The 24,842-nt window shown below is 63.9% G+C and carries 24 protein-coding genes and 1 pseudogene; 13 read left to right on the forward strand and 12 right to left on the reverse strand.

Annotated elements, in window-relative coordinates; all coding sequences use genetic code 11:
* Window positions 1–5: 5 nt before the first annotated feature.
* The 5 genes from CBW66_RS06835 to CBW66_RS06855 all read left to right on the forward strand — a co-directional run bounded on the left by CBW66_RS06835 (window position 6) and on the right by CBW66_RS06855 (window position 3,983).
* Window positions 6–545, forward strand: coding sequence for a GNAT family N-acetyltransferase (locus tag CBW66_RS06835; protein WP_086136558.1), 540 nt, complete (start codon window positions 6–8; stop codon window positions 543–545).
* Complete coding sequence (locus tag CBW66_RS06840; protein ID WP_086136559.1) at window positions 542–1,246, forward strand: response regulator transcription factor; 705 nt, start codon at window positions 542–544, stop codon at window positions 1,244–1,246. The genes CBW66_RS06835 and CBW66_RS06840 overlap by 4 nt, the downstream gene beginning before the upstream one ends.
* Window positions 1,239–2,462: a HAMP domain-containing sensor histidine kinase gene (locus tag CBW66_RS06845; RefSeq protein ID WP_086136560.1), complete on the forward strand. Its 1,224-nt coding sequence runs from the start codon at window positions 1,239–1,241 to the stop codon at window positions 2,460–2,462. The genes CBW66_RS06840 and CBW66_RS06845 overlap by 8 nt, the downstream gene beginning before the upstream one ends.
* 75 nt (window positions 2,463–2,537) lie before the next feature.
* Window positions 2,538–3,419 (forward strand): PHB depolymerase family esterase, encoded by an 882-nt coding sequence (locus tag CBW66_RS06850; RefSeq protein WP_086136561.1) that lies wholly within the window; start codon window positions 2,538–2,540, stop codon window positions 3,417–3,419.
* A gap of 60 nt (window positions 3,420–3,479) precedes the next feature.
* Window positions 3,480–3,983, forward strand: a complete 504-nt coding sequence (locus CBW66_RS06855; RefSeq protein ID WP_230492223.1) for a DUF1993 domain-containing protein — start codon at window positions 3,480–3,482, stop codon at window positions 3,981–3,983.
* Between the two features lie 3 nt (window positions 3,984–3,986).
* On the opposite strand, the gene CBW66_RS06860 is transcribed toward CBW66_RS06855, so the two are convergent.
* The 3 genes from CBW66_RS06860 to CBW66_RS06870 are packed head-to-tail and all read right to left on the reverse strand — an operon-like array spanning window position 3,987 to window position 6,384.
* Entirely contained in the window at window positions 3,987–4,445 is a 459-nt protein-coding gene (locus CBW66_RS06860; RefSeq protein WP_086136562.1) for a hypothetical protein, read from the reverse strand.
* Window positions 4,442–5,425, reverse strand: a complete 984-nt coding sequence (locus tag CBW66_RS06865) for a D-2-hydroxyacid dehydrogenase (protein ID WP_086136563.1) — start codon at window positions 5,423–5,425, stop codon at window positions 4,442–4,444. Before CBW66_RS06865 ends, CBW66_RS06860 begins: the two co-directional genes overlap by 4 nt.
* On the reverse strand, window positions 5,422–6,384 hold the full coding sequence (locus tag CBW66_RS06870) for a LysR family transcriptional regulator (protein WP_086136564.1): 963 nt from the start codon (window positions 6,382–6,384) through the stop codon (window positions 5,422–5,424). Before CBW66_RS06870 ends, CBW66_RS06865 begins: the two co-directional genes overlap by 4 nt.
* Window positions 6,385–6,574: 190 nt before the next feature.
* On the opposite strand from CBW66_RS06870, the gene CBW66_RS28920 reads away from it, so the two are divergent.
* From CBW66_RS28920 to CBW66_RS06895, 6 genes are all read left to right on the forward strand, one after another.
* Window positions 6,575–6,745, forward strand: a complete 171-nt coding sequence (locus tag CBW66_RS28920) for a hypothetical protein (protein ID WP_157792285.1) — start codon at window positions 6,575–6,577, stop codon at window positions 6,743–6,745.
* Complete coding sequence (locus CBW66_RS06875) at window positions 6,742–7,602, forward strand: alpha/beta hydrolase (RefSeq protein WP_086136565.1); 861 nt, start codon at window positions 6,742–6,744, stop codon at window positions 7,600–7,602. The genes CBW66_RS28920 and CBW66_RS06875 overlap by 4 nt, the downstream gene beginning before the upstream one ends.
* A 281-nt stretch (window positions 7,603–7,883) precedes the next feature.
* Entirely contained in the window at window positions 7,884–9,128 is a 1,245-nt protein-coding gene (locus CBW66_RS06880) for an efflux RND transporter periplasmic adaptor subunit (protein WP_070289289.1), read from the forward strand.
* Between the two features lie 2 nt (window positions 9,129–9,130).
* Complete coding sequence (locus CBW66_RS06885) at window positions 9,131–12,331, forward strand: efflux RND transporter permease subunit (protein ID WP_086136566.1); 3,201 nt, start codon at window positions 9,131–9,133, stop codon at window positions 12,329–12,331.
* Window positions 12,332–12,375: 44 nt separating this feature from the next.
* Complete coding sequence (locus CBW66_RS06890; RefSeq protein WP_230492224.1) at window positions 12,376–13,824, forward strand: efflux transporter outer membrane subunit; 1,449 nt, start codon at window positions 12,376–12,378, stop codon at window positions 13,822–13,824.
* 195 nt (window positions 13,825–14,019) lie between these two features.
* Window positions 14,020–14,577, forward strand: coding sequence for a fasciclin domain-containing protein (locus CBW66_RS06895; protein WP_205701191.1), 558 nt, complete (start codon window positions 14,020–14,022; stop codon window positions 14,575–14,577).
* A 55-nt stretch (window positions 14,578–14,632) separates the two neighbouring features.
* On the opposite strand, the gene CBW66_RS06900 is transcribed toward CBW66_RS06895, so the two are convergent.
* The 6 genes and pseudogenes from CBW66_RS06900 to CBW66_RS06920 all read right to left on the reverse strand — a co-directional run bounded on the left by CBW66_RS06900 (window position 14,633) and on the right by CBW66_RS06920 (window position 17,120).
* Entirely contained in the window at window positions 14,633–14,920 is a 288-nt protein-coding gene (locus CBW66_RS06900; protein ID WP_086136568.1) for a hypothetical protein, read from the reverse strand.
* A 53-nt stretch (window positions 14,921–14,973) separates the two neighbouring features.
* A complete protein-coding gene (locus tag CBW66_RS06905) occupies window positions 14,974–15,327 on the reverse strand; it encodes a hypothetical protein (protein WP_086136569.1) in 354 nt (117 codons plus the stop codon).
* A 126-nt stretch (window positions 15,328–15,453) separates the two neighbouring features.
* Window positions 15,454–15,600, reverse strand: a pseudogene (locus CBW66_RS28385) (IS1595 family transposase); the annotation flags it as partial.
* Between the two features lie 251 nt (window positions 15,601–15,851).
* Entirely contained in the window at window positions 15,852–16,190 is a 339-nt protein-coding gene (locus CBW66_RS06910; protein WP_086136570.1) for a hypothetical protein, read from the reverse strand.
* A 42-nt stretch (window positions 16,191–16,232) separates the two neighbouring features.
* A complete protein-coding gene (locus CBW66_RS06915) occupies window positions 16,233–16,580 on the reverse strand; it encodes a hypothetical protein (RefSeq protein ID WP_086136571.1) in 348 nt (115 codons plus the stop codon).
* A 222-nt stretch (window positions 16,581–16,802) separates the two neighbouring features.
* Window positions 16,803–17,120 carry a hypothetical protein gene (locus CBW66_RS06920; RefSeq protein WP_086136572.1) on the reverse strand — a complete coding sequence of 106 codons (318 nt, stop codon included), beginning with the start codon at window positions 17,118–17,120 and terminating at the stop codon, window positions 16,803–16,805.
* 210 nt (window positions 17,121–17,330) lie between these two features.
* Here CBW66_RS06920 and ligD point away from each other — a divergent pair, with 210 nt between their 5' ends.
* Window positions 17,331–19,829: a DNA ligase D gene (gene ligD, locus CBW66_RS06925; protein WP_086136573.1), complete on the forward strand. Its 2,499-nt coding sequence runs from the start codon at window positions 17,331–17,333 to the stop codon at window positions 19,827–19,829.
* On the opposite strand, the gene CBW66_RS06930 is transcribed toward ligD, so the two are convergent.
* The 3 genes from CBW66_RS06930 to CBW66_RS06940 form a co-directional block, all read right to left on the reverse strand.
* A complete protein-coding gene (locus CBW66_RS06930) occupies window positions 19,813–22,125 on the reverse strand; it encodes a PAS domain S-box protein (RefSeq protein WP_086136574.1) in 2,313 nt (770 codons plus the stop codon). The two genes, ligD and CBW66_RS06930, sit on opposite strands and share 17 nt — an antisense overlap.
* A gap of 121 nt (window positions 22,126–22,246) precedes the next feature.
* Window positions 22,247–23,122 (reverse strand): Ku protein, encoded by an 876-nt coding sequence (locus tag CBW66_RS06935; protein WP_086136575.1) that lies wholly within the window; start codon window positions 23,120–23,122, stop codon window positions 22,247–22,249.
* 3 nt (window positions 23,123–23,125) lie between these two features.
* Complete coding sequence (locus CBW66_RS06940) at window positions 23,126–24,100, reverse strand: SDR family oxidoreductase (RefSeq protein WP_086136576.1); 975 nt, start codon at window positions 24,098–24,100, stop codon at window positions 23,126–23,128.
* Between the two features lie 127 nt (window positions 24,101–24,227).
* On the opposite strand from CBW66_RS06940, the gene CBW66_RS06945 reads away from it, so the two are divergent.
* Window positions 24,228–24,809 carry a TetR/AcrR family transcriptional regulator gene (locus tag CBW66_RS06945; RefSeq protein WP_086136577.1) on the forward strand — a complete coding sequence of 194 codons (582 nt, stop codon included), beginning with the start codon at window positions 24,228–24,230 and terminating at the stop codon, window positions 24,807–24,809.
* The last annotated feature ends 33 nt before the right edge of the window (window positions 24,810–24,842 follow it).

Consider the following 24,842-nt stretch of genomic DNA (forward strand, 5'->3'; position numbering starts at 1 on the left):
AGGCAATGAAAGCTGTCGATTTACCGGCTGTTACGCATCCGTTGGTGACCTTGCGCAACCTGGAACGCAGCGACGCCCCCGCCTGGTATGCCTACCTGGCCGACCCTGTCGTCGTCGAGCACACGAGCTGGAATGTGCGTTGCGCCGGCGACCTGCGAGCCAATTTCGATGACTACGCATCGGCCGATCCATCGTCGCCGATCCGCCTGGCCGTGGTGCTGCGCGACGGCGGCCAGCTGGTGGGTACGATCGGTTTCAACGCGATTTCCCCGCAGCACCGCACGGCGGAGATCGCTTACGATCTGGCGCCCGCCGTCTGGGGGCAGGGCGTGGCCACGGCCGTCGTGAACACGGTCGTGGACTGGGGCTTCCGACGTCTTGGCATGCTGCGCATCCAGGCGACTGTGCTGGAGAGCAATGCCCGATCGCTGCGCGTGCTCGAGCGCTGCGCTTTCGAGCGCGAAGGCTATCTGCGCTGCTACCGGCAGATTCGCGGAAGATCCGGCAACTTCTGGCTGTATGCGCGCATTGCCGGCACGTCATGAATCGCTTGTCCTTGAGCATCTTGCTGGTGGAAGACCACCTGGCCATCGCGCGCCAGGTGCTCGACTTCCTCGACGGCCTGGGCTGGCAGACCGACCATGCGGGCACGGGCGCGCTGGCGGTGCAATTGGCGACGCGCAACCCCTATGATGTGGTGCTGCTGGACCTGAACCTGCCCGACATCGATGGCTTGCAGGTGTGCCGCGCCATCAAGGCGGGCGCGCCCAGCAATGTGCCGGTGTTGATGCTGACGGCGCGCGATGCATATGAAGACAAGGCACGCGGCTTTCGCGACGGCGCCGACGACTATCTGACCAAGCCCTTCGACTTGCGCGAGGTGGCCTTGCGCTGTGTAGCGCTGGCGCGCCGGCAGCAGTTGCACGTGCACCAGGAAACGCGCGTGGGGCCGTTCACCTTGCAGACGCGCGAGGGACGCGCCCTGTACCGTGACGCGCCGCTGCCGCTGACGCAGACGGGGTTTAAAATCCTGCTGCTGCTGTGCCGCGAGCATCCGCACGCCGTGTCGCGCTCGGCCTTGCTGCAAGCCCTGTGGGGCAGCCAGCCGCCCGACAGCGACGCCCTCAAATCGCATATCTACGCGCTGCGCAAGCAGCTGGAGTTGCTTGGCGCGGCGGGCGTGCTGGTGACCATCCCTCAGCTGGGTTACCGTCTGGCCTTCGACGCGGCGGCCAGCGATGGCTAGGTCGATCCGGCAACGCCTGTTCGCCGCCCTGGCCGGCTTCACCGTCCTGCTGTGCCTGTGCTACACGGGCCTGGCGCTGGTGATTGCGTATGTGACGGAAGACATGCTGGTGCAGCGCCTGCTCGAGCGCGAAGCGGCGGTGCTCAGCCAGCGCTTGCGCCAGCACGGCGAGCTGACGCCGTCCGGCAGCGACCTCATCACGGTGTATGGCCGTTACCTTGACTTGCCTCAAGCGGTGCGCGCGCAAGTGCCGCCATCCGTCCCGCGCGGCGAAGTGTTTACCACGACGGGCCAGCATTATCACGTGCTGGCGCTGGACCTCGTTGCCGCTGGCCAGCCGCGGCGCGCGTATCTGCTGGCCGACGTGGCGCCCGTGCTGGTGGTGCGGCGCCTGGTGGGGGAGGTGGGCGGTGTCGTCGCAGGCGTGGCGCTGGCGCTGATCGCCCTGGCCTTGCTGCTGGCCTACTGGCTGGCGCGCCGCCTCGTGCTGCCCTTGCAGCGATTGGCCCAGGAAGCGCGCCAGCTGGCGCCCGGCGGCGCCGTCCATTTCAGCGAGCGCGACCGCCCCGACGAGATCGGCTTCCTGGCGCGCCGCCTGGAAACCACCTTTGCCGAACTGCAGGCGGTGTTGCTGCGTGAACAGGCGTTCGCGCGCGACGTCAGCCATGAATTGCGCACGCCGCTGACCCTGATGCACAACAGCCTGGCGCTGGCCGGCGCGCAGCCGCTGGCGGCAGACGGGCAGGCGCAGCTGCGCCAGGGTGTCGACGACATGCGCGCCACCATCGACGTGCTGTTCGCGCTGGCGCGGGCCGAGCAGTTGCCTGGCGACGTGGTGGAGCTGCGCGGCTGTATCGAGCAATGCCTGCTGCGCCTGCTCGACGAGCATCGTTGGGATGCCAGCCTGCTGACCCTGGACTTGCCCGAGCGCCTGGAGGTCGTCGGCAATCCGCCGCTGACGATGTTGCTCATCAATAATTGCCTGGCGAATGCCCTGTTCCATGGCGGCCCCGCTTGCCGCATCAATATCGCGTATGCGCAAGGCTGCTTGAGCATCGGCAATACCGTGCCGGCGGGGCAGCCGCGGCGCGTCCAGGGCTTTGCGCATGGACAAAGCTTGCTGGCACGCGTGGCGCAGGCCATGCGCTGGGACATCCGTTTCCATCCGGGCGAGGCGCACTACCGCGTCGACATTCTTCCCCTCCAGACACGATAAAAAGCAGGGAGATTTCACCGCGATTTCACCGGCGCTTGCCTAAGCTGCAAGCTCTTGATTAAGGGAGAAAACCGCATGAAATGTCTTATCAGTCTGCTTATACTGGCGTGCACCAGCGCCCCTGTTCTGGCGCAAGTGAGCAGCCTCGTCCACAAGGAAGAAAAGCGCCGCTACATCGTCTACACGCCCGCCGCCTACGACCAGGCGCCGCAGCAAGCGTTCCCCGTCGTCTTCAATTTCCATGGCGGCGGCATGAGCATGGCGGAACAGATGCTGTACACGCAGATGAACAAGGCGGCCGAGCGCCACCGGTACATCGTGGTGTACCCGCAAGGCATCAAGCAGGACTGGAACGTGGGCTTCGGCATGGACTACCTGGCGGGCACGGATGACGTCGGTTTTACGCAAGCGATATTGAGCAAACTCAAGCAGAATTACCGCATCGATGACAAGCGCGTGTATGCCACGGGCCTGTCGCGCGGCGGTTTCTTTGCCCTGCGCCTGGCGGCCGAGTTGCCGCAACAGTTCGCGGCCGTCGCCTCGGTGGGCGCGCCCATGCCGGAACCGGTGCTGCAGCATCACAAGCAGAAGGAGAAGGTCGGCGTGCTGCTGATGCAGGGGACGGCCGACAAGGTCGTGCTGTTTGAGGGCAAGACCGCCAGCTATCTGTCGGCCGAGGATACCTTCGCCTACTGGCGCAGGCACAACGGCATCGACGGCGATGCGCCGCAGCCGCGCCGGATGCCTGGGCCTGCCGGCGACGCCACGCAAGTGAGCTGGCAGGAGCAGGGCAGTGGCGCGGGCGGCGCCAGCGTGGCTTTGTTCACCGTCAAGGACGGCGGCCACACCTGGCCCGGCGCCGACGCCTTCAATATCGGCCTGCCCATCGGCAAGACCACCTACGCCATCGATGCGAACGAAGTGATGTGGGAATTTTTCAGCAAGCACCGGCGATAACGCTGCGGGGACGCTGGTGCCTGTGGCACACTCTGGTCATCTTGAATCTTGCACAAGGAAATGATGAACAGTCACCCCGTCGCCATGTTTTGCCGCTCGCTGGGCCAGTTGTCTGCCATGCTGCACAAGCTCGACGCCCAGCCGCAGATCCTGGCGGCGCGGCTGCACCCGGACATGCTGCCGTTCGCCCAGCAGGTGCGCGCGGCCGTGAGTTTTTCCCTGCGCGGCTGCTGCCCGCTGGCAGGGCTGGAGGTGGCCGATTTCAGCGCCGCCGCCAACCTGCAGGAACAGATCGCGCAGACCATGCGTTATCTGCAGGCGATTCCTGCGGAGCGCTTTGACGGGCCGCCAGAGCGCCTCTGCCGCGATCGCGCCGGCTTCGCCGACATCGCGCTGCCGGCCGATGAATATTTGAATCTGTACATTGTGCCGAATTTCTACTTTCACTTCAGCATGGCGTATGCGATTGCGCGCAGCGCCGGCGCGGCCATCGGCAAGGGCGATTTCGACGGCTATCACTTGTATGCGCCGGGATTTTCATTCGAGCGTCCCGCCGCGCCGTAGTGGCTACAGCCCAGCATCCTTCCAGGCAGATAACCCCAGCCGCTTCAGCAGCCGGCCCGACAGCCCGCAGCTCCAGCAACTGATCTGGATTTGCCGGTGGCTTGCCGGCCCCTGCGCATGCCATGCTTGTTCGGCGTAATCGAGCAGCGCCTCGCTGAACGGAGAATGGTCGGCCACGGGCGGCAGCCTGGACATCAGTTCGAACACGCCGTGGGTGGAACCCTTGATCTGCAGCAAACCGGCCAGCAGCGCGCGCAGCACTTCGCCGTCGATGTTGGTGCTCGCTTGCGTGAAACGCTGCTGCCAGCATAGTTCGCGTTGCTGCCACCGTTGCAGCAGGGCGGGCACATCGCGGGGCTGCAACCGCCCGACCAGCTCGTCCGCCTCCTGAAACAGGTCGAGGCGGTCGTATTCCTCGCCATCGAGCCCCAGCAGTTCATCGAGTTCGTGCAAGATGCTCATGCCACCACGTTCGTGGGGGTGCCCCGCTCGAATGCTTCGATATTGCCGATCAGGATGTCGGCCAGTTTCTGCATGGCCTCGCCACTGGCCCAGGCCGTGTGCGGCGTGAGGATGAAGTTGTGCAGGCGCAAACTTAAAAGCGGGTTGTCTGGCGGCGGCGGTTCCGTCGACAGCACGTCGAAGCCGGCGCCGGCGATCACCCCGCGGGTCAATGCGTCGGCCAGGGCCGCTTCGTCGACGAGGCCGCCCCGTGCCGTGTTGATCAGCAGCGAGGTCGGCTGCATGCGCGCCAGTTCCTTTGCTCCGATGATGTTGCGCGTCTTGTCCGTCAGGGGCAGATGCAGGCTCAGCACGTCGGAGGTGGTCAGCAGTTCGTCAAAATCCACTTCTTTTACACCGTCTTCCTGGATCGGGGAACGGTTGTGGACGATCACCTGCATGCCGAAGGCGCGTCCCAGCTGTGCCACGGACTTGCCCAGCGCGCCGTAGCCGAGCAAGCCCAGGCGGCTGCCGGCCAGGTCGCGGATCGGGTGGCCGAACAGGCAGAAGCGGTCCGACGCCTGCCACAGGCCCGCTTCCACATCAAAGCGGTAGGCGATGAGCTGGCGGCGCAGGGCCAGCATCAGGGCCAAGGTGTGCTCGGGCACGGTGGCGCGCGCGTAGTCGCGGATATTCGCCACCACGATGCCCCGTTCGCGGCAGGCGGCCAGGTCGAGGATATCCGTGCCAGTGGCGGCCACGGCGATCATTTTGAGGTCGGGCAGCTGCGCCAGTTCGGCCGCGCGCAGCGGCACCTTGTTCGTGATGGCGATGCTGGCGCCTTGCAGGCGTGACACCGTCTGTTCGCTGCCCTTGGTGTGCGCATATTCTTCCCAGCTGTGGGCGAAGGCGGGCGGGCGCACGGCGGCGATCAGGCTGTCGCGGTCGAGAAAGACGATGCGGTGCGGGTGCAGGTGCGGCGGTGTGCTTGCTGCGGTCATGGCTGGGCCTCGGTCTGGATGGCGCGCGGGCTGGGGCTGGCGTTCTTGCCCTTCAGCTGCGTGGCCGGGTGGTTGGTAAACATGTCGGCGACCCATTCGACAAACACGCGCACCTTGGCGGACAGGTGGCGGTTGGGCGGATAGATCACGTGGATGGGCAGCGGGTCGGATTCCCAATCGCCCAGCAATTCCACCATTTTGCCCTGTTCCATCAGCGGTGCAAGCATGAAATGCGTCATTTGCACGATGCCCAGGCCCGCCAGGCCGGCCGCCGCGTAGGCGTTCGAGTCGTTCAGGGCGATATGGCTGGGCATGGACATCTGGATGCGTTCGCCCGCGCGCGTGAAATCCCATTCGAAGGTCTTGCCCGTCTTGGCGGAGAAGAAATTCACGCCCCGGTGCTGGGCCAGGTCGTTCGGGTGCAGCGGCGTGCCGTACCGCGCCAGGTAGCCGGGCGCGGCGCAGGTGATGAAATGCAGCACGCCGACACGGCGCGCGATCAGGTTCAGGTCGCCCAGTTCGCCGCCGCGCACGGCGCAATCGACGCCTTCCTCGATCAGGTCGACGGGACGGTCGCTGCAACCGAGTTCCAGCGAGATGTCCGGGTAGCGGGCAAAAAAGTCGGGCAAGGCGGGAATGATCAGTTCGCTGGCCAGGGCCGTGGGCGCATCCACGCGCAGCCGTCCGCTGGGGCTCAATCGCGTGCGCGACAGCGATTCCTCGGCTTCGCGCACGTCCGACAGGATGCGCACGCAGCGTTCGTAATAGGCGGCGCCGTCGGAGGTGATGCTGACATGGCGCGTGGTGCGGTTGAGCAACTTAACCGACAAGCTTGTTTCCAGCGACTGGATCAGGGTCGACACGGTGGCTTTGGGCAACTGCATGTTCTCGGCCGCGCGCGTAAAGCCGCCCGCATCGACGACTTGGATGAAAACTTCCATGGCTTGCAGCTTGTTCACTTGATTTCCTATCACTTTCTGTATGATTATTCAGAATCCTGAACAATCAATTCGGCATTGCACTCTTTATCAGATTGTAGATCAAGTCTATAGTTGTTGTACTGCAGCATAAATGTGATGCCGCAGGAAGTACAACAGGAGAAACATCATGGCTTATCGGAATGGAATCTTTGCAGTGCTTGCTCTCGCTATGAGCTCGCTTGCTCTGGCCGCGATGGTATCGACGGATGCCTACTCGCTGGCGGCGCAAAGCGAAGCCAGTGCGTATAGCGCCCTGACCCATGAAGTAGGCGGCGTCGCCCTGTTGTGCCTGAACGACGCGGTACGCGATGCTGCGGTGCAGCCGGTGGTGGCGCAATGAGCGTGGCCGGCGCAGCGGCCGAACTGGCACCTGGCCAGGCGCTGAAGATACGCGACATCCAGGTGCAGGGCGCGCAGGATGCGCTCGGCGCGCGCCTCTACACGGCCGGCGTGCCGGGCGCCAAACAGCCGAACCTGATGGTCTTCTTCCATGGCGGCGGCTTTGTCGATGGCGATCTGGATGACGCGGACGACTTCCTGCGCTGCCTCGTGCTGAGCAACCCGGACCACGTGGTGCTGGCCGCGAACTACACGCTGGCGAAGGTGCGGCCATTCCCCGCCGCCGTGGAAGACGCGCATGCCGTGCTGCTGTGGGCAAAAAAGAACAAGACCAAGCTGGGCTGGACGGGCAAGCAGATGGTGGTGTCGGGCATCGAAGCGGGCGCCAACCTGGCCGCCGTGTGCGCCATGATGTCGCGCGACCGGGGCGGACCGCCCCTCGCGGGCCAGGTGCTGATCATGCCCATGCTCGACCCCGGGCTGTCGACCTGTTCGATGCGCCACTTGCCGACCTGTCCCGACCTGGCCGAAGTGGCCGACCAGTGCGCCGCCGCCTATCGTGGTTACCTGCCGAATGCCGCTGACCGTACCCATCCGTATGCGTCGCCACTGCAGTCGAGCCGCCTGAAGAACCTGCCGCCAGCCTTGATCTTGTCCAGCGAAGACGACCCATTGCGCGACGAGGCTGAACAATACGGCAGCAAATTGATCGCCTGCGGCATCAAGACCACCGTGCGGCGCATGGCCGCCGCGCCGCTGCAAGACGCTACCGCCCGTAATGAATGCGCTTGCAAGGTGCAGGTATTAAGCGAAATTAGCAGTTTCGTCGCCGGACTGGGGCAGGAGCCCGCGTCATAAAGCCGCCATCTGGGCACTGCAAAAAAACTTACACTAATCAGTTTACTTTTTGAGTTTCGGTTGCTACACTACGCAGTGTAGTTCCCTTCCTGTCTGCGTTGTGCGTTCGCACAGCCAGCTTCGTCGTCCCCGTCCGCTTTCAAGCAGCTGGCGGCCTGTTTACCTTTGATCGAGCGCCGTCGGGCGCCATGGCAACACCGTTCACCGCAGTTTCCAACTTTTCGCTGGGTTGCTTCCTGCCGCCCATACCATTAGAAATTTTCATAAAACAGGGAAATAAAATGAAAAACGTTCAACAATTTTCCACTCTGCTGAAGCCCCTGGCTGCATCGCTCGCGCTGGCGGGACTGGTGGCCGTGAGCCTGGCCGGCTGCGACTCGGCCAACAGCAAGGTGCCCGACGCGCCCGCGGCCGGCGGCCCGCCCATCTCGGCCGCCGCCGTCGTTGAAAAACAGATCACGGAAACGCAGGAATTTTCGGGCCGCCTGGAAGCGATCGAGCGCGTGGAAATCCGCTCGCGCGTCGGCGGCTTCATCACGGCCGTCAACTTCAAGCCGGGCAGCGAAGTGAAAAAGGGCGATGTGTTGTTCGTCATCGATCCGCGCCCATTCCAGGCCGAAGTGTCGCGCGCCGAAGGCACGGCCGCATCGGCCCGCGCCAAGGCGGAACTGGCCAAGCTGGAGCTGTCGCGCGCCGAAAAGCTGCTGGCCGAAAAAGCCATCGCCCAGCGCGAATTCGATGAAAAGGCATCGGGCCTGAAAGAGCTGGACGCGAATGTCCGCTCGGCGCAAGCCGCGTATGAAGCGGCCAGGCTGAACCTGTCGTACACGCAGGTGCAGGCGCCGATCAGCGGCCGCGTCAGCAAGGCGGAAATCACCGTCGGCAACCTGATCGACGCTTCCGCCATTTTGACTTCGGTGGTGTCGACGGACCGCATCTACGCCAGCTTCGACGGCGATGAAGATACCTACCTGCGCGTGGCCGGCACGGCGCAAAAGGGCACGCCCGTCACCGTCAAGGTGGGCCTGGCCAACGAAACGGGCTTCCCGCATGAAGGCAAGCTGGAATTCGTCGACAACCAGCTCGACCCGGCCACGGGCAGCGTGCGCATGCGCGCCACCTTCGCCAACGCCGAGCGCCAGCTGGTGCCGGGCCTGTTTGCGCGCATCCAGCTCGACGGCGGCAACGGCCCGCACGCGCAAAGCACGGCGCTGCTGATCAGCGACCGCGCCGTCGGCACGGACCAGAGCCGCAAATACGTCTACGTGGTGGGAGCCGACAACAAGGCCGAATACCGCGCCGTCAAGCTGGGCCCGACCTCGGACGGCTTGCGCGTGGTGCGCGAAGGCTTGAAGGCGGGCGAAAAAATCGTCGTCAACGGCTTGCAGCGCGTGCGCCCCGGTGCGCCCGTGACGCCGCAGATGGTGGCGATGGATTTCGACCCGACCGCGCCCGTCGCTCCCGCAAAACCTGAAGCAAAAGACGCCAAGATCGCCGCGAAAGCAGCATCGACTTCCAAGGAATAAACATGAATTTTTCCCGCTTTTTCATCGACAAGCCGATCTTCGCGGCGGTGCTGTCGATTGTCATATTCGTGGCCGGGCTGCTGTCGATATTCGGCCTGCCCATCTCCGAATATCCCGACGTCGTGCCGCCATCCGTGGTGGTGCGCGCGCAATACCCGGGCGCCAACCCGAAAGTGATCGCCGAAACCGTGGCCGCGCCGCTCGAAGAGCAGATCAACGGCGTCGAGAACATGCTTTACATGTCCTCGCAAAACACGTCCGATGGCGCGATGATGCTGACCGTGACCTTCAAGATCGGCACCAACGTCGAGCAGGCCGAGACGCAGGTGCAGAACCGCGTGCAGCGCGCCTTGCCGCGCCTGCCCGAGGAAGTGCGCCAGATCGGCGTGACGACCGTCAAGTCCTCGCCCAACCTGACCATGGTGGTGCACCTGGTCTCGCCGAACAAGCGCTATGACGACATGTACCTGCGTAACTACGCGGTGCTGAACGTCAAGGATCAACTGGCCCGTCTGCCGGGCATGGGCGACATCCAGATCTTCGGCGCGGGCGACTATGCGATGCGCATCTGGCTCGACCCGCAAAAGGTGGCGGCACGCGGCATGACGGCCAATGACGTCGTCGACGCGATCCGCGAGCAGAACGTGCAGGTGGCGGCCGGCGTGATCGGCGCTTCGCCGGCGAAGAACTCGGACTTCCAGCTGACCGTCAATACCCAGGGCCGTCTGCAAACGCCAGAGGAATTCGGCGCCATCATCGTGCGCACCAATGCCGACGGTGCCGTCACGCAGCTCAAGGACGTGGCGCGCGTGGAAATGGGCGCCAACAGCTACTCGCTGCGTTCGCTGCTGAACAATAATCCGGCCGTCGGCATGGGTATTTTCGAAGCACCGAACGCCAACGCGCTGCAGCTGTCTTCCGACGTGCGCGCCAAGATGGAGGAACTGAAAAAAGACTTCCCGCAAGGCGTGGAATACCGGATCGAGTACGACCCGACGCAGTTCGTGCGCTCGTCCATCGAAGCCGTGATCCATACGCTGCTCGAAGCGATCGCCCTGGTGGTGCTGGTGGTGATCATCTTCCTGCAAACCTGGCGCGCATCGATCATTCCGCTGCTGGCCGTTCCCGTCTCCATCGTCGGTACCTTTGCCGTGATGCTGGGCTTCGGCTTCTCGATCAACACCCTGTCGCTGTTCGGCCTCGTGCTGGCCATCGGTATCGTCGTCGATGACGCCATTGTGGTGGTGGAAAACGTCGAGCGCAACATCGAGGAAGGCTTGTCGCCGCGCGACGCCACCATCCAGGCCATGAAAGAGGTCAGCGGTCCCATCGTCGCCATCGCCCTGGTGCTGTGCGCCGTGTTCGTGCCGATCGCCTTCGTGCCCGGCCTGTCGGGCGAGTTCTATCGCCAGTTCGCGCTGACGATCGCCATTTCGACCGTGATTTCCGCTTTCAGCTCGCTGACGCTGGCGCCGGCCCTGTCGGCCGCTTTGTTGAAACCGCACGATGCGCCGAAAGACGCGCTGACGCGCGGCATGGACATGGTCTTCGGCCGCTTCTTCGCCTGGTTCAACCGCTTCTTCGGCCGCGCTTCGCACCGCTATGAAGCGGGCGTGAAGGGTGTGCTGGGCCGCAAGAGCGCATCCTTGGGCGTGTACGCGCTGCTGGTCGTCGCCGCCATCTTCACCTTCAAGTCCGTGCCGGCCGGTTTCGTGCCGGCGCAGGACAAGCAATACCTGGTGGGCTTTGCGCAATTGCCCGACGCCGCTTCGCTGGACCGCACGGAAGATGTCGTGCGCCGCATGTCCGACGTCATCAAGTCGGTGCCTGGCGTCGAATCGACCATCGCCTTCCCCGGCCTGTCGATCAACGATTTCACCAATGCGCCGAACGCCGGCATCGTCTTCGCCACCCTGAAGCCGTTCGACGAGCGTACCAGCAAGGAGTTGTCGGGCGGCGCCATCGCGGCCGAGATCAACAAGCGCCTGGGCGGTATCCAGGACGCCTTCATCATGGTCTTCCCGCCACCGCCGGTCAACGGCCTGGGCACCATCGGCGGCTTCAAGATGATGATCGAAGACCGCGGCAACCTCGGTTACGACGCGCTGTACAACGCCACCCAGGCGCTGGCCGGCAAGGCGTACCAGACGCCGGAACTGGCGGGCGTGTTCTCGGGCTATCAGATTAATGTGCCGCAGCTGTTCGCCGACGTCGACCGCGTGAAGGCCAAGCAGATGGGCGTGCAGTTGCAAACGATTTACCAGACCTTGCAGATCAACCTCGGTTCGCTGTACGTGAATGACTTCAACCAGTTTGGCCGCACCTACCAGGTGCGCGTGCAGGCCGATGCGGCGTTCCGTTCGCATGCGCAGGATATCGCGCAGCTGAAGGTGCGCAATGACAAGGGCGAAATGATCCCGTTGTCGTCGCTGATGCGCGTCAAGGACAGCTATGGCCCGGACCGCGTGCAGCGCTACAACGCCTACGCCGCAGCCGACTTCAATGGCGGCGCCGCCCCTGGCGTATCGAGCGGCCAGGCGCAAGCCGCGCTGGAACGCATCGCCAAGGAAGTGCTGCCGCAGGGGATTTCGTATGAATGGACGGAGCTGACCTACCAGGACATCTTGTCCGGCAATACGATGATCTATGTCTTCCCGCTGTGCGTGCTGCTGGTGTTCCTGGTGCTCGCCGCCCAGTACGAAAGCTGGACCCTGCCGCTGGCCGTGATCCTGATCGTGCCGATGTCGATCCTGTGCGCCTTGCTGGGCGTCAAACTGACGGGCGGCGACAACAATGTGTTTACCCAGATCGCGCTGTTCGTGCTGGTGGGGCTGGCGTCGAAGAATGCGATTCTGATCGTGGAATTTGCCCGCGAACTGGAAGAGCATGGCCGCACCGTCGTGCAAGCGGCGCTGGAAGCATGCCGTCTGCGTCTGCGTCCGATTTTGATGACGTCGATCGCCTTCATCATGGGCGTGGTGCCCCTGGTGTTCTCGCACGGCGCCGGTTCGGAAATGCGCCATGCCATGGGCGTGGCGGTCTTCGCCGGCATGCTGGGCGTGACCTTCTTCGGCCTGTTCCTGACGCCCGTGTTCTACGTACTGCTGCGCACCCTGGCGCAGCGTTTTGAGAAAAAACCAGCCGCCGCTGCCGCCAAGCCAACTGCTGCGCCAGCGCTGGACCTGGAAGGAGATATATATTGAAAACCAATGCAATCATCCGGCGCGCGGCGCCCGTCTTGAGCGCCATGGCCGCCGCAGTCCTGCTGGCCGCCTGCGCGGCGCCGGAGTTCAAACAGCCGCAGATCGAGACGCCGGCGGCGTTCAAGGAAGCGCAAGCGCCTGCCGTGCAGACGGCGGCCGACGGCACGCGCTGGCAGCAGGCCAGGGTGGCCGTGGCCGAGCGCCAGGCGCGCGGCGAGTGGTGGCTGGCGTTCAATGATCCGGCTCTCACCAGCCTGATCAACGAGGCCACGCAGGCCAACGCCAACCTGGCCGTGGCCGCCGCCCGCGTCAAGCAGGCGAGGGCGATTGCCGGCATCGCCGAAGCGGACCGCATCCCGCAAGTGGGCGTGAACGTGGGCGGGCAGCGCAACCGCGCTTCCGCCGTGTCGCTCGGCTTGCCGAACGGCGCGCCGGTGGCGGCGACCAACGTCTACCAGGCCAACCTGACGGCCAGCTACGAAGTCGATCTGTTCGGCAGGGTGGCATCGAACGTCAGTGCCTCGCGCAGCGATGCGCTGGCCGTGGAAGCGACTTACCGCTCGGTGCTGCTGTCCTTGCAGGCCGATGTAGCGCAGACCTACTTCCAGCTGCGCGCCACGGACGCCGAACTGGCGACCCTGGAACAGACGGTGCGCCTGCGCGAGGAAAGCGTGCATGTGAACCAGCGCCGCTACGACCTGGGCGACATCGGCGAGTTCGACCTGTCCCGTGCCCGCACGGAACTGGCGACGACGCGCGCCGAAGCCATCGGCCTGCAGCGCCAGCGCGCCACCAGCGAGCATGCGCTGGCCGTCCTGCTGGGTAAACCTGCCGCCAGCTTCACGGCGAGCGTCAACCCGCTGCAGGATAGCGGCTTCCTGCCGGTGATCCCGGCCGGCATGCCGTCCTCCTTGCTGGAACGCCGTCCCGACATTGCCTCGGCGCAGCGCACCATGGAAGCGTCGAATGCGCGCATCGGCGTGGCCAAGTCGGCCATGTTCCCGGCGCTCACCCTGAACGCTTCCGGCGGCGGCGCGTCCGACACCTTCTCGGACATTTTCAAATGGAGCAGCCGCTCCTGGCTGCTGGGCGCCCTGATGTCGATGCCGATCATCGACGGCGGCCGCAATAAAGCTGCCGTGAGCCGCAGCGAAGCGCAGCTGGAAGAATCGGTGGCGACGTATCGCCAGAGCGTGCTGGTGGCTTTCGCCGAGGTGGAAGACAACCTGGCCGGCCTGCGCATCCTGTCGGGCCAGACGCAGCAGATCGATGAAGCCGTCGTTTCGGCGCGCCGTTCGGCCGACCTGGCGCAAAAGCTGTACGACGCGGGCCGTTCCAGCTACCTCGATTTGCTCGACGCGCAGCGCAACCTGGCGGCCATCGAGCGCAATGCCGTGCAGCTGCGCGGCAACCGCGCCGTCACCACGGTGGCGCTGATCCGCGCCCTGGGCGGCGGCTGGGGCGAGACGGAGCCGCAGGTCGCGGCCAACTAGTCTCCTGGCGACAAGCCAGCCAAGAACGGCGCCGTGCATTGCACGGCGCCGTTTTTTTATATGCCCGGGCGTTGATGCAGCGTAGGTCGGCTTAGCGCGCAGCGCGTAAGCCGACAATCAGTTGAATCCGTTTGCAGGCAAGCAGCGTAAATACTCCTGCACTCACGCAAACGCAGTCATCCAGGAGATATCATCATGCGCACCATCGTACCCGCAGCACTGTTCATTACGTCCATGCTGGCCGCCAGCGCCCCGTTTGCCGCCGACATGGCGACCATGGTGGGTGGCCAGAGCATGTATCCATCCAAGGACATCGTCGATAACGCCGTCAATTCAGCCGACCACACGACCCTGGTCGCCGCCGTCAAGGCGGCCGGCCTGGTCGACACCCTGAAAGGCAAGGGGCCGTTCACCGTGTTCGCGCCGACGAATGCGGCCTTCGGCAAGCTGCCGGCCGGCACCGTCGAGACCTTGGTCAAGCCGGAAAACAAGGCGACCCTGACGAAAATCCTCACCTACCACGTGGTGCCCGGCAAATACGACTTCAAGGCGCTGGCGCAGGAAATCAAGATGCATGACGGTAAAGCCACCTTGCCCACGGCCAGCGGCGGCAAGCTGATGTTCGCCATGAACGGCATGCACAACATCGTCGTGATGGATGAAGGCGGCAACAGCGCCAATATCAGCACCTATGATGTGTACCAGTCGAATGGCGTGATCAATGTCATCGACACGGTGCTGATGGCAAAATAAACGGACGAAAAAAAGACAGGGGAAACCCTGTCTTTTTTCGCTGGCGGCGCGCTGCTTACTTGGCTGGCGCTGCTGCCGGTGCGGAAGCTGCCGGCGTGGCTGGAGCTGCTGGCGTCGCTGGCATTGCCTTGTCGCCAGTCGCCGCTTTCTTTGCCTTGTGATGCTTGGCTTTCTTGTGGGCGGCAGGCTTGGCGGCGGCTGGCGCGGCCGGGGTTTCAGCCTTGGCAGCCGGCGTGGCGGCGACGGCAGGCGTTGCTGGCGTGGCGGCTGGAGCGGCTGGTGCCTGGGCGAAAGCGGCGGTGGCGAACAGGCTGGCGATCAGGGTGGCGATAACTTTTTTCATGATGAAATCCTATCAGGTGGAGGTATGTGAAAATCGGGTGCTGAGGTACTGGATTACTTGGCCGGAGCTGCTTCGGCGGTGGCCGATGCCAGCTTCTCGTCAGCCTTGGCCTTGGCTTTTTTGGCCTTGTGATGCGCCTTGGCCTTGGTGGCGGCCGCTTCGGTTTTCGCGCTGGCTACTTCCGTTTTTGCGGCGACGACTGCCTTGGCTTCTTTCGCATCGGCTTTGACGACCGTTTGCGCTTCCTTGGCATCGGCTTTCACGACGGCTTTGGTGTGGGCCGCTTCCACTTTGGCGGGTACCGAGGCTGCCGCAGCGGCAGGAGCTGCAGGCGTTTGAGCAAAGGCAGCGGTTGCGAACAGGCCGGCGATCAGGGTAGCGCTCAGGTTGAAAATGCGTTTTTTCATGGTGCAGTCCTCAGTGGTGGTTTGTCTGGTACGTCTGTTGGTGCCGGGATGATTCCCGTGTCACTGAGCATAAAACGCGCCCCTGGACGCTTGCGTTGACGGTCATTACAAACGCTTACAACTAGGCTATGTCACCGTCAGATGTGGGAATGCTCCCAGTGTTGCCTTCAATAATGTTTCCGGCGAACGGATGCGCCCGGCGTCGAGTATCCAGCGCCAGCCCAGGTAGTTCGGCAGGTAGCGCGTCGCCACGCCGGGAAACGGGCGTAGCCATTTGGCTGGCGGCATGATCTGCTCCCTGCGTAGCGGGTATGCAGAGTCAGACCGCACGGATCAGGGAGGATTCCGGCATTTCCCCTATTTGCCGATGACAGAGCCTACAACTGCCGTGTCATCGCGTTCAGAATGGTTGCCGGATGGCGCCCCCAAGCAAAAGGGACAGCCGAAGCTGTCCCTGCAATTACTGGCAAAGCGGCGACGGAAGCGCAGACCCGGCGGACGCGCTTCCGTGGCGCCGTTCGCGCTTACTTCGCTGGCGCTGGCGCTGCCGGAACGGCTTCTGCCGCTTTCGCCGCATCCGCCTTCACCTTGGCCTTGCTGGCTTTGTGATGGGCTTTGGCCTTGCTGACCTTGGCGTCGGCCTTGGCGCTGGCGACGTCGGCTTTCGCATCGGCGACGACGGCCGCTTCTTTCGCATCGGCTTTCACGACGGCCTTGGTTTCCTTGGCTTCCGCTTTTGCTACGGCTTTCGTGTGGGCCGCTTCCGCCTTGGCGGGAACCGGCGCTGCCGGAGCGGCAGGGGTTTGGGCGAAGGCGGCGGTAGCGAACAAGCCGGCGATGACGGTGGCGATAACTTTTTTCATTTGAATGTCCTGTTTGTTGTAAGAGATGGTATGTGGAAGGGATTACTTGGCTGCTGCCGGCGCTGCTTCAGCGGTGGCCGAAGCCAGCTTGGCGTCAGCCTTGGCTTTCGCGTGCTTGGCCTTGTGATGGGCCTTGGCTTTCGTGGTGGCCGCTTCCGCCTTGGCGCTGGCGACGTCCGTTTTCGCGGCGACGACGGCTTTCGCTTCTTTCGCATCGGCCTTGACGACGGCTTGCGCTTCCTTGGCATCGGCTTTCACGACGGCCTTGGTGTGGGCCGCTTCCACTTTGGCGGGGACGGAGGCTGCGGGGGCTGCCGGTGCAGCAGGAGACTGGGCAAAGGCAGCGGTAGCGAACAGGCCGGCGATCAAGGTAACAATGGCTTTTTTCATGGTGCAGTCCTCAGTGGTGGTTTGTCTGGTATGTCTGTCGGTGCCGGGATGATTCCCGTGTCACTGAGCAGAAAACGCGGCCCGCAAGGTTGCCGTTGACCTTGTTTACACTTTCTTACAATCAGGTGTTTTAAAAGAAATTGCTGCGCGATGCAGGTATGAAAAAGAAAAAAGACAGCCGAAGCTGTCTTTTTGTGTGGCGCAATAAACGCGCGAAGGGGATTACTTGGCTGCTGCTGCGGTCGCTTCAGTTTTGGCTTCGTCAGCCTTGGCCTTGGCTTTTTTCGCTTTGTGGTGAGCTTTGGCCTTGGTGGCTTTGGCGTCAGCCTTGGCGCTGGCGACGTCGGCTTTGGCGTCGGCTACGACGGCGGCTTCTTTCGCATCGGCTTTCACGACGGCCTTGGTTTCTTTGGCTTCTGCTTTTGCCACTTCCTTGGTGTGCTTGGCTTCGGCCTTGGCCGGCGCTGCTGGTGCTGGGGTTTGAGCAAAGGCTGCGGTAGCGAACAAGCCGGCGATCAGAGTAGCGATTACTTTTTTCATGGTGCAGTTCCTCGAGAAGTGGGGTTGTAGTTCAGGAGATCAATCCCCTGTCACTGAGCCAAAAACGCGCCGTGCGGCAATTGCGTTGACACGTTTTCTGTCAATTACAAACACTTACATTTGCCGTGGCAGGCACTCTGTTAGCTGGCGTACCGCGCCCAAACTCCTGGCGGCCTAGACTCGATGCCATCCTCACCGCATGGGTCCGCCATGAAAGCCGCCTTGAAAACCTATCAAGCCAAGCGCAATTTCGCCGTCACGCCCGAGCCTGCGGCGGGCGGCGAGGCGGCGGGCGGCGGGCTCAGCTTCGTCATCCAGAAGCACTGGGCCAGCCGTCTGCACTATGACTTTCGCCTGGAACTGGACGGGACGATGAAAAGCTGGGCCGTGCCGAAAGGGCCCAGCTACGACCCGCGCGACAAGCGCATGGCCGTGCAGGTGGAAGACCACCCGATTGCCTACGCCGGTTTTGAAGGCACGATTCCCGAAAAACAGTATGGTGCGGGCAAGGTCATCATCTGGGACAAGGGCACGTGGCAGCCGCAGCCGGCCACGCCCGATGCGCGCGCCGCCCTGGCGGCCGGCGAGCTGAAATTCACTCTTGACGGCCACAAGATGCATGGCAACTGGGTGCTGGTGCGCATGAAGGGCAAGGGCGATAAACGCAGCGAAAAGCAGCCGGCCTGGCTGCTGATCAAGGAAAAAGACGAATATGCCCGGCCGGCGCTGGAATTTTCCGTCGTCGACGAATTCCCCGACAGCGTCAAGCACAAGGCCATGCCCAGGCGCAAGCAAAGCGCGGAGCAGGCGGCAGCGCCAGCCGCGAAGCTGCCCGCCACCCTGTCGCCGCAGCTGGCCACGCTCGTCGATGCGCCGCCGCCAGACGCGCTAGACTGGATTTTCGAGGTGAAATTCGACGGCTACCGCATCCTCGCGCGTTGCGATGGCGATCATATTGCGTTAATCACGCGCAATGGCAACGACTGGACGGCGAAACTGCCGAAGCTGCGGCTGGCGCTGGAAAGGGTGGGTTTGCCGCCAGGCTGGTATGACGGCGAAATCGTCGTCAACGACGCCGGCGGCCACCCGGATTTCGGCGCCTTGCAGCGCGCCTTCGATGCGGAGACGACCAGCGAGATCGTGTATTACCTGTTCGACGTGCCGTATTTCGACGGCCATGATCTACGGGGCCAGCCTGTCGAGGCGCGCCGGGCCTTGCTGGAGCAATTGCTGCAGAGCTTGGCTGCCTCGCCGCTGCTGCGCTTCAGCGGCGCGCTTGACGCCAAGCCCCGGCAGTTGCTGGCCCATGCCTGCCGCCTGGGGCTGGAAGGCGTGATCGGCAAGCGCCGTGGTTCACCCTACGTCACGCGGCGTTCCGCCGACTGGATCAAGCTCAAATGCGGGCTGCGCCAGGAATTCGTCATCGGCGGCTATACGGCGCCGCAGGGCGCGCGCGAAGGCATCGGTTCGCTGCTGCTGGGCGTGCACGACGACCAGGGCAGGCTGCGCTATGCGGGCAATGTGGGCAGCGGCTTTGACGATGCGGCCTTGCGCGACTTGCGGCGCCGCCTCGACGCGCTGGCCATCGAGACGAGTCCGTTCGCGGGCAAGGCGGGCGGCGTGCGCCGGCCCATCTGGGTCAAGCCGCAGCTGGTGGCCGAGGTCGGTTTTGCACAATGGACCAGCGGCGGCGCCGTGCGCCACGCCGTCTTTCACGGCTTGCGCGCGGATAAACAGCCGGCCGCCATCGTGCGCGAGCAGGCGCAGCGAATCGACAGGGAGGCAACAATGCAGAACACATCCAAGCCGGACCGCGTCTTGCCGGCCAGTTTCAAGGTCAGCCATGCGGAGAGGGTGATCGACCGGGATAGCGGCGCCAGGAAGATCGACCTGGTGCGCTACTACGCGCTGGTGGGCAAACTGATGCTCGTGCATTTGCGCGGCCGGCCCGTGTCGCTGGTGCGCGCGCCGTCCGGCGTGGGCGGCGAGCTGTTTTTCCAGAAGCATGCGGACACGTCCACCATGCCCGGCGTCAGGCAGCTCGATCCCGGCCTCGATCCCGAGCATGCTTCCATGCTGGAAGTGGCCGGCGTACAGGGCCTGTTGTCGGCGGCGCAGTGGAATGTGGTGGAATTCCACACGCAAAACGCGCTGGCCAGCGCCTACGATACGCCGAACCGCCTGGTGTTCGACCTGGATCCGGGCAAGGGCGTGGCCTGGCCCGCCATCCGCGAAGCGGCCGTGCTGCTGCGCGCCTTTTTGACGGAACTGGGCTTGCCCGCCTGGCTGAAAACCAGCGGCGGCAAGGGCTTGCACGTGGTCGTGCCGATCCGCCCGAAACACGACTGGGATACCGTCAAGGCGTTTTCGCAAGCCATCGTGGCGCACATGGCGCAGCTGATTCCCCAGCGCTTCGTCCTGAAAAGCGGATCGTCCAACCGGGTCGGCAAGATCTTCATCGATTATTTGCGCAATGGCCGGGGCGCCACCACCGTGTGCGCGTGGTCGGCCCGCACGCGTTCGGGGCTGGGCATTTCCGTGCCGCTGGCCTGGGAGGAACTCGACAAGCTGAAGGCGGGCGACCAATGGAATGTGGGCAATGTCCACAGCCGTCTCGACGTGGGCAATGCGCCATGGGATGGCTATGCGCGCAGCGCGAAAGGGCTCGATGCGGCGATGAAAAAGCTGGCCTTTACTCCTGCGGCTTGAAGGACACGGTGGCGCGCGCCAGCTGCAGGGCTTCGTCGATGGCGGCGTTGAGCTGGGGAATCTCGACGGGTTTGGTCAGGTAGCGGAAAAAGCCCGCGGCCAGGCCATGCCGGATGTCGCCCTTCATGGCGTTGGCCGTCAGGGCGATGACGGGTATGTGCGCCGTGCGCGGATCGTTGCGCAGAATGCGTTGCGCCTGGTTGCCGTTCATGCCGGGCAGGTTGATATCCATCAGGATGACATCGGGATGGCGCTCCAGCGCCAGCGCGATGCCCTGGCGCGCATCGGTGGCCGAGATCATGCGCAGATGCGGCAGGAAGCTGACGATGTCTTCCACCAGGCGCAGGCTGGCCGGATTGTCTTCCACGTACAGCAGCAGGGCCTGGCCGCTGGCGTCGTCCCCGACCTTGCCGGCAGGCTCGGATAACCCGTCCGTGTCCAGCGGCATGCTGTCGGGCGGCGCGGCCATGGTGTCCAGTTCGATCCAGAACACGCTGCCCTCGCCAAGGCAGCTGTGCACGCCCATGCGTCCGCCCATCAGTTCGACCAGGCGCTTGGTGACGACCAGGCCGATGCCCGTGCCTTCTTCGCTGCCGGCCTCCTGCCCCAGGCGGTTAAACGGCTGGAACAGTTCGGCCATCTGCGCGTCGTCCAGCCCCTTGCCCGTGTCGCGGATGGCGATGCGCACGCACAGCGCATCGGGCTGCGAAATCTCCAGCTCCACCTTGCCGGCAGGGCGGTTGTACTTGATGGCGTTCGACAGCAGGTTAAGCAGTACTTGCTTGAGGCGCGTATGGTCGGCCCTGAGCGTGAGCGCTTCGCAGGCGGGAAAGATCAGGTGGATCTGGCGTTGCTGCGCCTGTTCTTCCACCATCACGCGCACTTCCTCGATCAGCGCGGGCAGCGTCACCGCTTCCATCGACAGGCTCAGGCTGCCCGATTCGATCTTCGCCAGGTCGAGGATTTCATTGATCAGGGTGAGCAGGTGGCGACCCGACGTGACGATGTTTTGCACGAAAGTGCGTTTTTGCAAGACGGTCGCGGGCAGGGCTTCGTTGGCCAGCAGCTGGGCAAAGCCGAGGATGGCGTTCAGCGGCGTGCGCAGCTCGTGCGACATGCTGGTGAGAAAACGGTCCTTTGCTTGGCTGGCCCGCTCGAGTTCGACTTTTTGTTCGTTGAGCGTGCGTTCGATGCGCTTGCGCTCGGAGATGTCGCGGATGGCCGACGACACGAGCACGCCTTCGTCCGTTTCCAGCGGCGACAGGCTGATTTCGACGGGAAATTCGGTGCCATCGCGGCGCAAGCCGTACAGTTCCAGCCCGGCGCCCATGGAGCGGGCGCGCGGCGCCGTGGAAAACGCATGGCGGTGGCGCGGGTGGTCCATCGCATAGCGGGCCGGGATCAGCACTTCCACATTGCGCCCGAGTAACTCCGCGCGCGAGTAGCCGAACAGGCGTTCCGTCTGCGAGTTGACGAGCACGATCTCGCCATCGCCGTTGACGATGACGATGGCGTCCGGCGCCGATTCGAGCAGGCCGCGGAACTTCTGCTCGGCCCGGCGGCGGTCGCTGACGTCGCGGATGGCGCTGATGACGAAGGTGCCGATCTCCGTCTGGATGGGCGACAGGCTGATTTCGACGGGAAACTCGATGTTGTCCTTGCGCAGGCCCAGCAATTCCAGGTCGGCGCCCATGGTGCGCGTGCGGGGCTGGTCGAAATAGCGCGCGCGGTGCGCCACATGCGAATGGCGCAGGCGTTGCGGCAGCAGACTATCGATTTGCCTGCCATTCAATTCGCCTTCCGCGTAGCCGAACAGGCGCTCCGCCTGCTGGTTAGCCAGCACGATGGCGCCCGTGGCATTGACCATGATGACGCTGTCCGGCGTCGATTCGAACAGCACGCGGTAGCGCACCTCGACGAACTGGGCGTCGCGCGCCGCCTTCAGCAAGGTCGTGTCCTTCATGGTGGAAATCAGGTAGCGGGGGGCATCCGCCCCGGCCTGTGCGGCCTGGCACGCCACATCGACATGGATGAGTTCGCCATCCTTGCGCCGCCGCAGCGATTCGCGGTCGTAGCTGCCGTGCAGGGCCAGCTGTTCGTCGATCAGCACGGCCGCTTCGGCTTGTCCAGGCAGGGAGATCAGTTCCCATAGCGTGCGGCCCAGCGCTTCGTCGCTGGCATAGCCGAAGATGCGCTGGGCACCCACCGTCCAGCGCACGACGGCGTGCTCTTCGTTGGTGATGACGACGCCGCCAGGGGCGCCGCTGAGGATAAGCTGATCTAACTCGGCATCCATTTTTTTCCGCACGCATGACAGGGCTTGCCGGCTGGCAGGCCTGTGCATAACGTAGCGAGAAGCTTGATTAAAGTCAATGCATTTGTATTATTGACGCTGCTCCCGGGCCGGGTACTGCGGTTCATGCCGCCTTGCGCCTGGCTGGCGCCGCTTTGCGCGCCGGGGACGCGGCCGTCCGCTTGCGGACCGGCGCCGCGGACGCCTTCTTGCCCAGGCTTTGCTGCAGCAGGGCGACCAGGTCGATCACGTTGCTGCCGTGTTCCTCTTCCGGTTCGGGGGCGGGCGGCGTGATGGTCTTGGTCTGTTTCGCCTTGATTTTCTTCTTGACCAGCGCCAGCACGTCTTCGCGATAGCTGTCGTGGTATTGCTCCGGGTCCCACGCTTCGCTCATGCCTTCCACGAGCGACAGGGCCATCTTGAGTTCCTTGTCGGAAATGCCGGCCGCCTTCAGGGGACTGGCGGGCAAGTCCAGGTCGTCCGTGGGGCGGATTTCATCAGCGTAGCGCAGCGTGTTGAGCACGATGGCGTCGCCCACGCAGACGAGCGCGCACAAATGCTGCTTGGTGCGCATAACTACGCTGGCGATACCCACTTTGTTAGCCTTGCGCAAGGTTTCGCGCAGCAGCGCATATACTTTCTCGCCGCCCTTGGCGGGCAGCAGGTAATACGGGTGCTCGTAAAAGGTCAGCGGCACTTCCGTCGCATCGACAAAGGTCAAAATGTCGATGGTTTGCGTGGCCTTCACGTTCGCCTGCCTTAAATCCTCGTCGGACAGCACCACGTACTCGTCCGTCTTGTATTCATAGCCCTTGACGATGTCGTCCCACTCGACTTCCTTGCCCGTCTGCTTGTTGTAGCGCTTGTAGCCGATGGGGGCGAAGTCGCGCCGGTCCAGCATGGACAAGTCCAGTTCGTGGTCGAGGCTGGCAGAAATCAGCTCGACGGGAATGTGCACGAGCCCGAAGCTGATGGCGCCTTTCCATAGTGCGCGCGCCATCGGCTAGTCTCCCACCTTGCCGGTGACGGGCAGGACAATGCCGCTGATGTAGCTGGAACAGGCGGGAGAGGCCAGGAAGACATAGGCGGGCGACAGTTCTTCCGGCTGGGCCGGGCGGCGCATGTCGGTGTCCTGGCCGAATTTCCCGATCTCCTCGGGCGACTTGTCGGCCGGATTGAGCGGCGTCCAGACGGGGCCGGGTGCGATGGCGTTCACGCGGATGCCCTTGTCCAGCAGGTTGCCGGCCAGCGCCATGGTGAACGCATGGATGGCGCCCTTGGTGGTGGAATAGTCGAGCAGGTGCTTGGAACCCTGCAAACCCGTCACGGAACCCGTGTTGATGATGGACGCGCCCCGCTGCAAGTGGGGCAGCACGGCCTTGGCCATGTGAAAATAACCGTAGACATTGGTTTTCATGGTGAGATCGAAGCGTTCTTCGCTCAGGTCCAGCAAGGATTCGGCGTGCTCCTGGAAGGCGGCGTTGTTCACCAGCACATCGATGTGCGTGAACTTGTCCAGCACCTGGCTGACGGCTTGCTGGCAAAAGCCCTGGTCGCGCACGTCGCCGGGGATCAACAGGCAGCTTTGGCCTTCCGCTTCCACGTAGCGCTTCGTTTCGTTGGCGTCGGCGTGTTCGTTCAGGTAAATGATGGCGACATCGGCGCCTTCGCGCGCGTACAGCACGGCCACGGCGCGGCCGATACCCGAATCGCCGCCCGTGATGATCGCCACCATGCCGGCCAGCTTGCCGCTGCCGCAATAATCGGGCGCCAGGAAGCGCGGTTTCAATTCCATCTGCCCCTCGATGCCCGGTTTGTCCAGGTGCTGGGCGGGCAGGGGAGGCGTCGGCTGGCTGCGGTGGCCCGTTTGCACCGGCTGCTTGCTTTCCTTGCCTGGCTTTGCGGCATCACGGCCGTCCTGCTCCTGCTGGATAGCACGCTGCAAGTTACCGGCGGACTGGTCTTTGTTTTCGTTCATGCTGGCCTCCCTGGAAACGAAGATCCAGTATCGGCGCGGCGCGGCCATCCAACGGTGCGCTTGCTAACAGAGTGGCGCAAACGGGCGTAAAGTTATATGATGATCGACATAAGTGTAGGAGGGCAGCATGAAAGTGAGCAGGGAACAGGCGGCGCTGAACCGGGAGCGCATCGTTGACGTGGCGGCAAGATTGTTCCGCGAAAAGGGCTATGACGGCATCGGCGTGGCCGACCTGATGAAGAACGCGGGTCTCACGCACGGCGGCTTCTACGGCCATTTCGCGTCCAAGGAAGACTTGATGATCGAGGCCTGCCAGCATGCCTTGAATAAGTCGCTGGAAGGCTGGCGGGCGAAGGTCGCCAGCGACCCGCAGCGGGCGCTGCCGGCCATCATCGACAGCTATCTGACCGCCCGCCACCGCGACCAGCCCGGCGGCGGCTGCCCGGCGGCGGCCATGGGCACGGACGTGGCGCGCATGTCGCCCGGCGCGCGTCCCGCATTTACGCAAGCCACGCGGCAGCAGTTCGCGCTGCTGGAAGGCTTGCTGCCGGAAGGCGGGCCCGATGGTACGCAGGAGCGGCGGCGCCAGCAGGCCATTTCCACGTTTGCCGCCATGGTGGGCGCCATGGTGCTGGCGCGTTCAATCGATGACGAGGCGCTATCGATGGAAATCCTCGACGCCGTGAAGGCGCAATTGCTGCCAGAATAGTCTCATCCCCCCTGTCAGCCGGCCTCGTCGCAT

Origin of the sequence: Janthinobacterium sp. GW456P (assembly GCF_002127655.1) — a bacterium.
Lineage (GTDB): Bacteria > Pseudomonadota > Gammaproteobacteria > Burkholderiales > Burkholderiaceae_D > Janthinobacterium.

Coding starts and splice junctions, on each gene's coding strand:
- CBW66_RS06840 (WP_086136559.1), top strand. CDS start 542: ATGAATCGCTTGTCCTTGAGCATCTTGCTGGTGGAAGACCACCTGGCC.
- CBW66_RS06885 (WP_086136566.1), top strand. CDS start 9,131: ATGAATTTTTCCCGCTTTTTCATCGACAAGCCGATCTTCGCGGCGGTG.
- CBW66_RS06945 (WP_086136577.1), top strand. CDS start 24,228: ATGAAAGTGAGCAGGGAACAGGCGGCGCTGAACCGGGAGCGCATCGTT.
- CBW66_RS06880 (WP_070289289.1), top strand. CDS start 7,884: ATGAAAAACGTTCAACAATTTTCCACTCTGCTGAAGCCCCTGGCTGCA.
- CBW66_RS06905 (WP_086136569.1), bottom strand. CDS start 15,327: ATGAAAAAACGCATTTTCAACCTGAGCGCTACCCTGATCGCCGGCCTG.
- CBW66_RS06920 (WP_086136572.1), bottom strand. CDS start 17,120: ATGAAAAAAGTAATCGCTACTCTGATCGCCGGCTTGTTCGCTACCGCA.
- CBW66_RS06895 (WP_205701191.1), top strand. CDS start 14,020: ATGCGCACCATCGTACCCGCAGCACTGTTCATTACGTCCATGCTGGCC.
- CBW66_RS06915 (WP_086136571.1), bottom strand. CDS start 16,580: ATGAAAAAAGCCATTGTTACCTTGATCGCCGGCCTGTTCGCTACCGCT.
- CBW66_RS06890 (WP_230492224.1), top strand. CDS start 12,376: ATGGCCGCCGCAGTCCTGCTGGCCGCCTGCGCGGCGCCGGAGTTCAAA.
- CBW66_RS06930 (WP_086136574.1), bottom strand. CDS start 22,125: ATGGATGCCGAGTTAGATCAGCTTATCCTCAGCGGCGCCCCTGGCGGC.
- CBW66_RS06935 (WP_086136575.1), bottom strand. CDS start 23,122: ATGGCGCGCGCACTATGGAAAGGCGCCATCAGCTTCGGGCTCGTGCAC.
- CBW66_RS06845 (WP_086136560.1), top strand. CDS start 1,239: ATGGCTAGGTCGATCCGGCAACGCCTGTTCGCCGCCCTGGCCGGCTTC.
- ligD (WP_086136573.1), top strand. CDS start 17,331: ATGAAAGCCGCCTTGAAAACCTATCAAGCCAAGCGCAATTTCGCCGTC.
- CBW66_RS06940 (WP_086136576.1), bottom strand. CDS start 24,100: ATGAACGAAAACAAAGACCAGTCCGCCGGTAACTTGCAGCGTGCTATC.
- CBW66_RS06850 (WP_086136561.1), top strand. CDS start 2,538: ATGAAATGTCTTATCAGTCTGCTTATACTGGCGTGCACCAGCGCCCCT.
- CBW66_RS06875 (WP_086136565.1), top strand. CDS start 6,742: ATGAGCGTGGCCGGCGCAGCGGCCGAACTGGCACCTGGCCAGGCGCTG.
- CBW66_RS06900 (WP_086136568.1), bottom strand. CDS start 14,920: ATGAAAAAAGTTATCGCCACCCTGATCGCCAGCCTGTTCGCCACCGCC.
- CBW66_RS06860 (WP_086136562.1), bottom strand. CDS start 4,445: ATGAGCATCTTGCACGAACTCGATGAACTGCTGGGGCTCGATGGCGAG.
- CBW66_RS06835 (WP_086136558.1), top strand. CDS start 6: ATGAAAGCTGTCGATTTACCGGCTGTTACGCATCCGTTGGTGACCTTG.
- CBW66_RS06865 (WP_086136563.1), bottom strand. CDS start 5,425: ATGACCGCAGCAAGCACACCGCCGCACCTGCACCCGCACCGCATCGTC.
- CBW66_RS28920 (WP_157792285.1), top strand. CDS start 6,575: ATGAGCTCGCTTGCTCTGGCCGCGATGGTATCGACGGATGCCTACTCG.
- CBW66_RS06855 (WP_230492223.1), top strand. CDS start 3,480: ATGATGAACAGTCACCCCGTCGCCATGTTTTGCCGCTCGCTGGGCCAG.
- CBW66_RS06910 (WP_086136570.1), bottom strand. CDS start 16,190: ATGAAAAAAGTTATCGCCACCGTCATCGCCGGCTTGTTCGCTACCGCC.